Annotated in this window: 11 protein-coding genes; 2 read left to right on the top strand and 9 right to left on the bottom strand. The window is 32.4% G+C overall.

All coding sequences use genetic code 11. The features are described from left to right. A partial coding sequence (locus ACHAJD_RS09245) for a protein adenylyltransferase SelO family protein (RefSeq protein ID WP_435585585.1) occupies positions 1-637 on the top strand: 637 nt, incomplete at its 5' end. 58 nt (positions 638-695) lie between these two features. Here the strand turns inward: ACHAJD_RS09245 and ACHAJD_RS09240 are convergent. The 7 genes from ACHAJD_RS09240 to ACHAJD_RS09210 form a co-directional block, all read right to left on the bottom strand. Further along, positions 696-1,319, bottom strand: a complete 624-nt coding sequence (locus tag ACHAJD_RS09240) for a CDP-alcohol phosphatidyltransferase family protein (RefSeq protein WP_435585584.1) — start codon at positions 1,317-1,319, stop codon at positions 696-698. 98 nt (positions 1,320-1,417) lie between these two features. After that, on the bottom strand, positions 1,418-1,921 hold the full coding sequence (locus ACHAJD_RS09235; protein ID WP_435585583.1) for a GrpB family protein: 504 nt from the start codon (positions 1,919-1,921) through the stop codon (positions 1,418-1,420). 45 nt (positions 1,922-1,966) lie between these two features. Then, positions 1,967-3,370, bottom strand: coding sequence for an ABC transporter substrate-binding protein (locus ACHAJD_RS09230; RefSeq protein ID WP_435585582.1), 1,404 nt, complete (start codon positions 3,368-3,370; stop codon positions 1,967-1,969). Positions 3,371-3,541: 171 nt separating this feature from the next. Next, entirely contained in the window at positions 3,542-3,871 is a 330-nt protein-coding gene (locus ACHAJD_RS09225) for a Rieske (2Fe-2S) protein (RefSeq protein WP_435585581.1), read from the bottom strand. A 165-nt stretch (positions 3,872-4,036) separates the two neighbouring features. After that, positions 4,037-6,016, bottom strand: a complete 1,980-nt coding sequence (locus ACHAJD_RS09220) for a copper-translocating P-type ATPase (RefSeq protein ID WP_435585580.1) — start codon at positions 6,014-6,016, stop codon at positions 4,037-4,039. Between the two features lie 173 nt (positions 6,017-6,189). Next, entirely contained in the window at positions 6,190-7,191 is a 1,002-nt protein-coding gene (locus tag ACHAJD_RS09215; protein ID WP_435585579.1) for a branched-chain amino acid aminotransferase, read from the bottom strand. A gap of 213 nt (positions 7,192-7,404) precedes the next feature. Continuing rightward, entirely contained in the window at positions 7,405-8,811 is a 1,407-nt protein-coding gene (locus ACHAJD_RS09210) for a sodium/glutamate symporter (RefSeq protein WP_435585578.1), read from the bottom strand. 229 nt (positions 8,812-9,040) lie between these two features. Between ACHAJD_RS09210 and ACHAJD_RS09205 the strand changes: the two genes are divergently transcribed. Beyond that, on the top strand, positions 9,041-9,655 hold the full coding sequence (locus ACHAJD_RS09205) for a thermonuclease family protein (RefSeq protein WP_435585577.1): 615 nt from the start codon (positions 9,041-9,043) through the stop codon (positions 9,653-9,655). Positions 9,656-9,749: 94 nt separating this feature from the next. On the opposite strand, the gene ACHAJD_RS09200 is transcribed toward ACHAJD_RS09205, so the two are convergent. Together ACHAJD_RS09200 and ACHAJD_RS09195 are read right to left on the bottom strand one after the other, a co-directional pair. Beyond that, positions 9,750-10,184 carry a hypothetical protein gene (locus tag ACHAJD_RS09200; protein WP_435585576.1) on the bottom strand — a complete coding sequence of 145 codons (435 nt, stop codon included), beginning with the start codon at positions 10,182-10,184 and terminating at the stop codon, positions 9,750-9,752. Between the two features lie 173 nt (positions 10,185-10,357). Further along, positions 10,358-10,855: a pyridoxamine 5'-phosphate oxidase family protein gene (locus ACHAJD_RS09195; RefSeq protein ID WP_435585575.1), complete on the bottom strand. Its 498-nt coding sequence runs from the start codon at positions 10,853-10,855 to the stop codon at positions 10,358-10,360. Positions 10,856-11,052: the final 197 nt, after the last annotated feature.

The raw sequence follows: 11,052 nt of genomic DNA, 5'->3' as shown, positions 1-11,052 counted from the left end.
CCATTTTGATTTAAACGCTGTTTATAGTTCTATTGATAGTAACGGAAGATACGCTTTTGGTAACCAACCTTACATTGGCTCATGGAATCTTGCAAAGCTTGGCCAAATGATTCTTCCTTTGATTGATAGTAATCATGAGATAGCATTAAAAAAAGTTCAACATGCGCTTGAACAATTCGGTTATTTATTTGAAGATCATTATTACAAGATGATGACAAAAAAATTAGGTATATCAAAAATGATAGACAGTGATATCCCACTTGTTGATGACTTATTAAAACTTATGCAAACATATAAAGTAGATTATACAGAAACACTGGTTTCCCTAACATTTCAAGACTATTCTAATGATGATTTTTTTGAAACGCATGCCTTTAAAGCATGGGATTTCGTATGGAAAAAACGTATAAATTCTGAAAATAATCCTTTTGATTTAATGAAAAAACATAATCCAATCATCATTCCAAGAAATCAAATAGTCAAACGCATACTTGATCACGTAATGAGTAACGGAAATTTAGAAGTCTATAACGAGTATTTAAATGTTTTAAGAAATCCTTTTAATCTAGATGTTTCTAAAAAGTACCGTGAAGTTCCTTCATTAGATACTGAGTTTGTGACTTATTGCGGAACATAATATTTAAGTATATATTTTAGAAAAACAGTACATCCATAGGTGATAAGGATGTACTGTTTTATTTTGATTTATGACTAATATACAAACTATACGCTGATCTATCTAAAATCCATTCTTTTAATTTACGTTCTAAACTTAATGCAAAATAAGAACTTGTATCTTGATCAACTGCTCCAAATCTTATAAAAATTAAGATTTGTTCTAAAAACCCAATCACGAATATCGTTAAAATTATACTTAATAAAATCGTTGTACTCATGAAAAATGATAACAACATCATGAAATATACAAGGACTGCGTTACTTCTTAATATTCGGGTATGCAGGGTATAAGCTTTTTTATATAAAACAAGTGGAATCATAAAACTTAATCCATAAACACTAAAAGCTGCGATTAAAAAGTATCGGTTTGACATAATAGCATGTGGATATAAATAGTATAAGTAATAAGCAATTGAAATGTAAAAAAACATATCCGCTACTGTATCAAGCATTTTACCCAACTTACTTACTTGATTCCATTTTCTAGCCAAATATCCATCTAAGAAATCTGTGGAACCTAAAACGGTAAACAGCACAAAAAACAAAGCGAATTTTTCTTGCCATAAAAAGATGTAAAGTAAAGGTAAAAAGACTAACCGAGATAAGCTTAGACTATTTGGGATAGTAAACAATTTTTTCATAAATCCTCCACGATAATTACTTTGCCATATAGAGCTATTGTTCGGGTAAAGTTTACAAGAATTCACTATTTTTGTCAATCTAAATACCATTTTATTGTCTATAATCCAAGATGCTTATAAATCTTATTAATGAATATACCTTTCATCTTTAGATAAGCCTCTATATCATGAGGATGTCTCTTCGCGGCTTCTATTTTTATATTAGCATAGGCCTTTTTATCTACTTCACAGGCATTTAAATGATCTCGGAATAATAGGTGTTTTTTGAGTTCAACACTATTTTGGGGACACACATATAAGTGATGTGTCATAAAAGATGTCGTCGCATACTTAAATGCCTCACGTGTTTTAATACCTTGATCACCATTATGATAATAGCCTAGAGTTTCTAAAATGGCTTTAACCTCATCAAAGACATCATAACTACTTATCACGATATCAATATCAATAATCGGTTTAGAACTAAGTCCAAATACAGCTGTACTTCCAACATGCTCAATACAGATGACTTGTTCTTTTAATGACTTTAGTAAATAGCTTCTGATTGCTAAAAATTCACTTGGCCACATTGGATTGTAAGGTTCAACTGTAATTGTTCTCATTTAAATACCTCATTTTTTGATAAGCACACTTGAAAAACCATTTTCTTATCTAATATTAGTCTTAAACCTTTGTATAACAGCTTCAACACTATCGCCAGTTTGAAGTGAGGTTATCATGATACTAACATTGTGCGAAACTTTATCTGAATCAGGGTTTCCAGTAAATACCGGAATATGTTGATAATAGTTCATTTGCTGGTAAGCAGCTTTTGCTGCCTGAGCTTGATAATAGAGTGTATTATCCCCTGAAGTACTATAAGATGTATTCAAGAATGTTTGATAGGCATTACTTTCAATCGCCGAATAACGTACTGGATATGTACCTAATTCAATGCCTAAATTCGCACTGTTTTCAGTGTTTGTAAGGTGCTTTATAAACAACCACGCTACTAGTTGTTCTTCTTCTGTTGCATTAGCATTAATAGAAAGATTATTCCCAATATAATTTACTGAACATTTTTCAGATGATACCTCATCAAACAAACACGTAGTTGATTGAAACGCTGGCATAAAGCCAATTTCAAATAAATCAAATTTACCATTATGAACACTCGTTTGTGTTGGTATATTAAACCGTGTTGCTCGAGTGGTTGTTTGAATCATTGCAACTAATCCTTGATGTAATAACCTAGACCCATCTATACGTGCTCCTTCTTGTGAAGGTAATACAAGTGTGTGGTTATCAAACATACTCTTAATATGAATCAGCATAGATTCTGTATTTCCATTATCGTCACCGATTAGGATGTTGCCTTCTAATGTTGTAAATCCAGCATCCCATGCATTTGTCTCGGTCAAATAAAAATGTGTAGGATAGTCAATACTATATAAATATTTTGTCTTCATTGAAGCATTTCCAATAAGCGTATTAGTCATTACTTCAAAATCGTTCCATGTTATTGCACGATTAGTTGGGATGACAATATTATAGTGATCAAATAATGTTTTATTATAAACAATAATCTCGGGTGATTTAGAAAAAGGTAAGCCATAGTATTTTCCTGATAGTTTGTTTTCTTCTATAAAGCTTTGAATAAAATCATTTTTATCAATACCAATAGTAGGATGATTAATATAGTCATCCAGTGCTAAAATATAACTTGCGTCTACATAATACGCCTGATCACTAAGACTCCCTAACATTATCGTAGGGCCTAAATCATCCTTCATTGCATTCATAACATTTTCACGTAAAGTACCTTGCGTTAAACTTAATCCACTAGATGCTGTTAGCGTAACATCAAGTTCAGGATATTCATTTTTAAATGATTCAAATAATGCTTCAAGACGTTGCCCTTCGGTTTGATTTCTTCCATACCAAAAGCTTAGTTCAACCTTTTCCGTGGGTAACTCAATTGGATCAAAGTTATCCCTTTTTGAATCATTTGTACATGCTGAAATAATGAAAATAGTTAAAAACATAGTAAAAATAATACTTATTCTTTTCATTTTTTTCTCCCTTACATTTTTATTGTTAGTTTTTTATCTCAAACCATTTACTAATAAATAGAATTATCTATATATTTATAAAATTAGAATTAATTAGTACTACTGTTGCGACTATATTATTAATTGGGTTATTTGCACAATAATAGCATTGATCCCTTATATAATAACTATCTAAATTTTAATATAAACTTTGTCATCTTTGATAAAAACTGGGTACGTTTTGATATGTCTACTGTTTTTATCTAGCCTTAAAAAACTTGCTTGTGTTTCACTCATAACTTCCCCTGTTATAAGTGATATCGGTAAACCATGTTCTTTACATTTAATTGTGTTATTATCAATTTTGCTTGTGGCCAGGGATATCCCTAGATGTGGACATCTATCTTCGATTGCATAAAGTTTTCCTTCAGTATAGATGAGTAAAATTGCTTTGTACATAACCTCAACTTTTAGGAGTCCTTTTTCTTTTAAAATATCTATATTTGTCACAAAATGTTCCATGGTTAATCTCCTAAATTTTGAAGTATAATTCAATACAAAATACGCTTAGAATATTGTTAAACACTATTAAATTGTAGCTTAAACTAACTTCTAAATCAATAAACTATTGTTTATTTTCAAGAAAAAATAGGTATACATACTATACAATATATACCTATATAATATTTATTGGTTGTAATTTAGTAGTTTAGCATTGATTGCAACGATGATTGTACTAAGAGACATAAATATCGCTCCAATGGCAGGCGATATAATAAACCCTATTGAAAAAAGAACCCCTGCAGCAAGTGGAATTGCGATGATGTTATAACCTGTTGCCCAAATTAAGTTTTGAATCATTTTATGATAGGTTTTCTTACCAAAATTTACAAGATGTAAGATATCACTAGGATCACTGTTTACTAAGACAATATCTGCCGTTTCCACGGCTACATCTGTCCCAGAACCAATGGCTATCCCAATATCTGCTTTAGCTAGTGCAGGTGCATCGTTTACCCCATCACCTGTCATTGCAATTAAATTATGTTTTTTATGTAGTTCATCGATAATAGACTGTTTTTCATCAGGTAATACTTCACTATAGTATCCGTCAAGTCCAAGTGCTTCTGAAACTTTTTTCGTAGTTTCTTCGTTGTCGCCTGAGGCTAAATAACAAGCTATTCCTTTTTCTTTTAATGTTTTAATTGTATTGTAAGATGATTTTCTAATTTTATCGCTTAAGCCAACAACTCCGATTAAGCTATCTTCTATAAAAACATAGACATAAGTTGTAAGTGATTCATCACTCAACTCTATTTCTTTATCTATACGCTCCTTTGCGGCTTTTGGACTTAAAATTTCCACTAACTTATTATTCACAGTGGCTTTGATTCCTTTGCCTTTCATTGCTTCAAAGTCTTCTATATCATATAGACTTATTTCTTTCTTTTTAGCACTCTTTAATATACCTGTTGCAAGTAGGTGTTCTGAGTCTTGTTCTGCGGACGCAACATATTTAAGGAATGATGTCTCATCATAATCATCATGAACAATTTTAATGGTTGAAATTTCAAATGATCCCTCAGTAAGCGTCCCTGTTTTATCAAATACTATGGCATCAATATTACGCGCGTTCTCAAAAGCTGTTCGGCTTCTAATAAGAAGACCGTTTTGTGCTGCTTTTGCGGTTGATTGTGCTACAACCAGTGGAATTGCAAGCCCTAAAGCATGAGGGCAAGTAATTACCATAACCGTTGCCATACGTGTAACAGAAAACGCTAAATCTTGAGTAATTATTAGCCATACAACAAATGTAGTTATCCCAACCGTAATCGCAATTATCGTGAGATAAAATGCTGCTTTATCCGCTATTCCTTGTGTCCTTGATTTGTTTTTTTGAGCATCTTTAACTAAATCAATTACTTTAGATAAATAACTTTCTTTCCCTAAATTTGTTATTTTAACTTTGATTGAACCATCGCCATTGATAGAACCCCCTAAAACTTTATCCTCTTTTGATTTTTTAACTGGGGTTGATTCGCCTGTAACAAACGATTCATCAATAGAACTTTTACCCTCAACAATTACTCCATCAACCGGAAGTTTCTCCCCCGGTTTAACAAGGACTATATCGCCTTTTTTAAGTTCATCGACTGAAACCTTTTTTGTCTCATTGTCTTTCACAAGCCATGCTTCTTTTGGCATCATTTCAGCGAGTTTTTCAATTGCTTTAGATGCATTCATGACTGAACGCATTTCAATCCAGTGTCCAAGTAGCATAATTACAATTAATGTAGCAAGCTCCCAAAAGAAATCATTGCCTTCTAATCCAAAAACTGTTGCACTACTATATAAAAACGCCACACTAATCGCAAGGGCAATGAGTGTCATCATACCGGGATTTTTATCTTTTATTTCACTGACTGTGCCTTTTAAAAATGGCCATCCACCGTAAATAAAAATACCCGTTGATAATATAAACAATACGTAAGGTCTTGTAGTAAACTCAATTGTAAAATTAAACCATTCTTGAATCATTGTTGAAAGTAATAAAATAGGAATCGTTACAATTAATGAAACAATAAAACGACCCTTAAAATCCTTGATCATTTCGTCGTGATTATGATGATCTGAATGGTCATGTTTTTCATTATGATTATCTTTCATCAAATCGCCTCTTTATAAAATTTTAGTGTATATCTATATAACTATCATATCATACCAAAACGACTATGTTAAACAACGAGGTAATCAACTCTAGGTAATTAACCAATAATATTTATAGCCAACTCAGATTAAATAAAAAGGCGTACTAATATATCAGTGCGCCTTTAAGGGATTTATTCAACAATCATAGTCCAATGATCTGGATCTAATACATCCCCAGTTTGAATGCCTGTTAGTAAGTTATATAGTTTTTGTGTAATAGGCCCTGCCGCATCAAGGGTTGGAAAAATATGAACATTATTATTAAAATCAAGACTACGAATTGGCGTAATAACAGCCGCTGTCCCACAAGCACCAGCTTCTACTATATGATCTAACTCATTAATATAAATATCACTTGAAGAAATCTTCATTCCAAGTATATATTCTGCAATATACTTGAGTGACATATTCGTGATGCTTTTTAAAATAGATGGCGAGTTCGGTGATATATATACATTATCTTTAGTAATACCAAAGAAATTAGCTGCACCGACTTCTTCAATTTTAGTATGACTAGTAGGATCTAAAAATAAACAATCATCATATCCTTTTAAACGGGCTAGATTTTGAGCAAACATGCTCGCAGCATAGTTCCCACCTATTTTATATTGTCCAGTTCCTAAAGGGGCAACACGGTCATATTCTGATACCAATAAATTAACTGGAGTTAATGAGCCTTTAAATAAAGCCCCAACAGGAGCTACTACAACACCAAATATATAACTAGGCGAAGGGGTTGGTGCTAAAGTTTCACCCACACCAATCATGTAAGGTCTTATATATAAAGCGCCACCCGTTCCATAATCTGGTACAAATTTTAGATTGGCTTTAACGGTTTTTATAACCGCTTGGACAAAGTCTTCAATCTCAACCTTAGGCATAAGTAAGTACCCACAAGAAGCCTGAAATCGTTTGGCGTTTTCATAAGGTCTAAAAATCTGAACTTTTCCATCTTTTCGTTTAAATGCTTTTAAGCCTTCAAAAGCTTCTTGTCCATAATGAAAAACGGTTGCCATCGTTGGGATATTAAGTGAATCTTCACTTTTTAGCTTTCCTTCTTTCCAAGTTCCATTAACATAATACTGTACATAATTAAAATCGGTTCTTGTATACTGAAACTTAAGCGTACTCATATTTTTGCCCCCTTATTAATTGGAATGATTATACCATATAAATTAAAGAACTTTTTTTGAAAACGCTTTGTTAGCCAACGGCTTAAGCCATTGAATCTGATGGTAACATATAATTTAAAATAAAAATAGACACATTAAAAACTGCACCAAATATTGGTCATAAGTACTTCCAATAGAAAAGGTGCAGTTCATTTTGGTGACATCTATTTTTAACTATGCTTTAATTTCACTTGAGTCTTTCTTACCAAAATACAACAATCCTAGCATCATCCAAATGAGCATTACCACAAAAGAAAAAATTAATATCGGGATTGGTCCAAACTGATAAATTAAGGGGACACTCAGTGCAGTCATAAACCCTCCACCAACGAGCGGTTCAAACATTAACTGCTTATATCCAAACGCCTCCATAGCACCAGTTTCACCCTCAGAGTCAACTATGCGTATTAGCATGAGCCCTGCAGCGGTCATCCCCATCGACTGACCTAAATCTCCAATTCCGCGTTCAAACCAATATTTTGGAATCATTCGTCTTGCGAAGAAGAAAAACGCAAATAAGTTCCAACTTATTCCTACAATAGCAAGCGTTAAAAAGATAACAATATTCTCGCCAATAACTTGTAAACTAAGTGCAGCTATCGCACTAACAATTAAAAAATCTAATGCAAGTCCTTGTATACGATTTATCATCGGACGACTAATTAAATTATTACTATCAAACTTATCTAAAAACAACTGAACAACAACTCCACCAATCATGGCAAGTGGGAATAGTGGCATATAAGCGAACAACTGAAACCCACCATTACTAGCATAGGTATTTTGCTCAATAAAAAGAAAAAGCGATAATAACCCTTGACCAAGTAAAATAGCGATTGCAATTACGCCAAAATGTAACGCGAGTGGCTCAATAGACTCTGGACTCACTGACATTTTACCATAACCCTCACGCTCCTCAGGATCAATAATCCCGCGTAATTGTGACTCATTAAACTCACTCGGGTCTTTTAAAAACTTCGTTTTATGTTTACGAACACCCCAGTTGATAATGAAAACACCAAATATAACACCTGATACGACACCGACTGTCGCAAGACCAATTGCAAGATCAGCACCCTCAGAAAAACCTAGTTCATCAAAGGTACTCGCAAGACCGGCACTGGTTCCATGTCCTCCTTGAAAAGCAATCTCAATTAAGGCCCCAACCATAGGGTTTGCTCCAAAAAATGGAACAAGTATCAATATCGCTACTAATATACCCAATACATATTGCCCCCATGCTATGGTTTGACCAAATGCAGCCTGAGGCCCTGCCATAAGCCAAATATCTTTTGCCTTAGGTATTTTCTTACCAAGAAAGAGTGAGGCAAATATAACACTAATTAAAAGACCTGGTAAACTACCCAAAACCTCTATAATAGACGCGCTAAATAAACCATATTCAAATGGTGTCAATCTACCAATAACCTCAGGACCTAAAAGCAAAAAGAGAATCCCTGCAATCACACTACTCGGTAAAAAAAACTTTGAAAAAAACGGTACAAAAATACGAATGACTTTTGCGATAACGAGCATTAAACCAATTAATAATATGCTTAAGCCAACAATCTCTGGACTCATAATCTACCTCCTACGCTTTAAGTATAAAAAAAATCAGTTCTTATTTCAACCAAAGTCCTTTAATGAAAAAGCTTAAATAAAACTTAATTATAATCATAACTTTTGATCTTTCTTTTAATAAAATATCTAAACTTCAATATTCCAAATCAATGGATGGTGTTGCACATTTTATATATGAAATTTAATATGTTAAAATTAAGTTATAATGTCTAAACATAAGGAGAATACTATGAAGAAACTATTGTTAACACTATTATTTATATTTTTTGTAGGTGTTCTTTCTGCGTGTCAAACAGAAACCGATAACACGCAAACAACACCTCAATTGAATTCTGATCGTAGTGATGCATTAAGATTAGAACGAGATTATGAAGGTTATGATTTTATTGAAGATGGAATAGGTGAGGTTGAACTTGTAAACTGTCTAACAGGTCATTCAACAGAGTTTAAAGAACTAGATAATGATGTAGTGTTTAGAACAAGGTATTTAGGTGTTGCAACACCTGCCCCATATACTAATCCACCAAGACCATGGTCTTTAGCGGTCACTGACTATGTCTGTTTTGTATTAACTAATGCAGTAAGAATTGTGTTAGAAGCAGATCCTGAATCCCCACGTAGAGACGGTACAAGTTGGGGACGTTATTTAGTTTATGTTTGGTATGATAATGGTCAAGGTGAACTACGTAATCTTAACCTTGAACTTATTGAACTTGCTTTCACTGCTTATACAGGTAATTCATCATTATATGGTGATATATTTAGAGATGCTTGGTTTCATGCACAGTCTACAAACAGAAGAATTTGGGGAGAGGAAGACCCAGACCCAAGAACTGGCGATTAATATAATTAATTATCAAGATCTTCGCTAAACTATCATTTTTAATTAACTGAAATATTTTTCATAAAAAAATATCTAACAAACCAATAAATGCTTGTTAGATATTTTGTATGATTAAAATATATTTTGCTTTTTTCAGATTGGTCTCAAGCCATTCAATCAACGCGGTGATTAATTCTTGAATATTTTCTTTTGACTGAAATATTGCTTCACTTTCTAAATCGATTTGATTTGGGATAAATAGTATGCTTTTTATATCTTTAGCACTTTTGCAGTTTTTTAAATCGACAACCGCTTCTTTAAACCCAGCTAGTATTCGATTCCAATCATCATTATTTATTTGGTTAATTTTTTTCTGATTACCAAACTCGCGGTATTTATTCCAAATAATGCCTCTAATAAAATCAAATACACTATTTTCAATATATATCGATGGTTGATTCTTTTTCCCTTTTCCCGCTTGGAACAAAACATAAGAACCAATATTTTCAGCCATAGGTGTTTGATAAAGTTTAAAGTTTAACTCACTCATGATGTGGCCTCTTTTCTATATAGTTATCCATAACTATAACAAACTCATTATACTACAATAACGACCTAAAGACCTAATTTATAATTTTTAAATATATATCTTAGTATAATCGTATGTATATTGCTTATTAAATTATTAAAACGGTAAAAAATCATAACTGTCACTACAATAGATTACCAAAATGGGCTAAGTTTAACATCAATATGATGGGTTATGTTATTTATACTGACCATATCCTCAGTAAGATTGAATGTATATCCAAGTTTATCTTTATGGATATAGCCTTTATAAGGCGTTACTTTAATATAACAAACACTATCTAGCTTTTCATTATTGACTTCTTCATACCAATGACTAAATACTCTCATATAGACTTCACGAATCGTTTGATTTTTCACCTCTAGTGGATGCCCTGTAATTTCTGCTTTACACCAAAACCTGTTGTGTCCACCATCGGATATCATAACAAATGGATTAGCTTGGATGTCTTTAACATAATTACAACGCAAATCTGTAACAATCCAAAATGATTCATCATAGTAAAATGTATCCACACATCTAACAGATGGAACGTCATCTTTTGATGTTGCAACTAATAATACTGTATCATTACTATACCTTTCCTTGAAAATATCATTAATACCACTTTCTTTAACCGTTGTTTTGTTCATGTTTTATACCCTTTCATTTTTATTAAACCTTATATTTGTCCATGATTATTACTCAACATATTTTATCATATAGAACGCTTTACTTACCATTGATTTTAATGATTATCCTTGCTTAATAAAAATGAATTATTTTATTAAACCATAGATAACAAAAAAAAACTCTCATATGGAGTGTTTCGTTTTTTAATGTCAATAGT

This window comes from Liberiplasma polymorphum, assembly GCF_043951795.1.
Classification (GTDB): Bacteria; Bacillota_I; Bacilli_A; order Izemoplasmatales; family Izemoplasmataceae; genus Liberiplasma; species Liberiplasma polymorphum.
The sequence above is the reverse complement of the archived record's forward strand: the minus strand, read 5'-3'. Positions and strand labels throughout refer to the sequence as shown.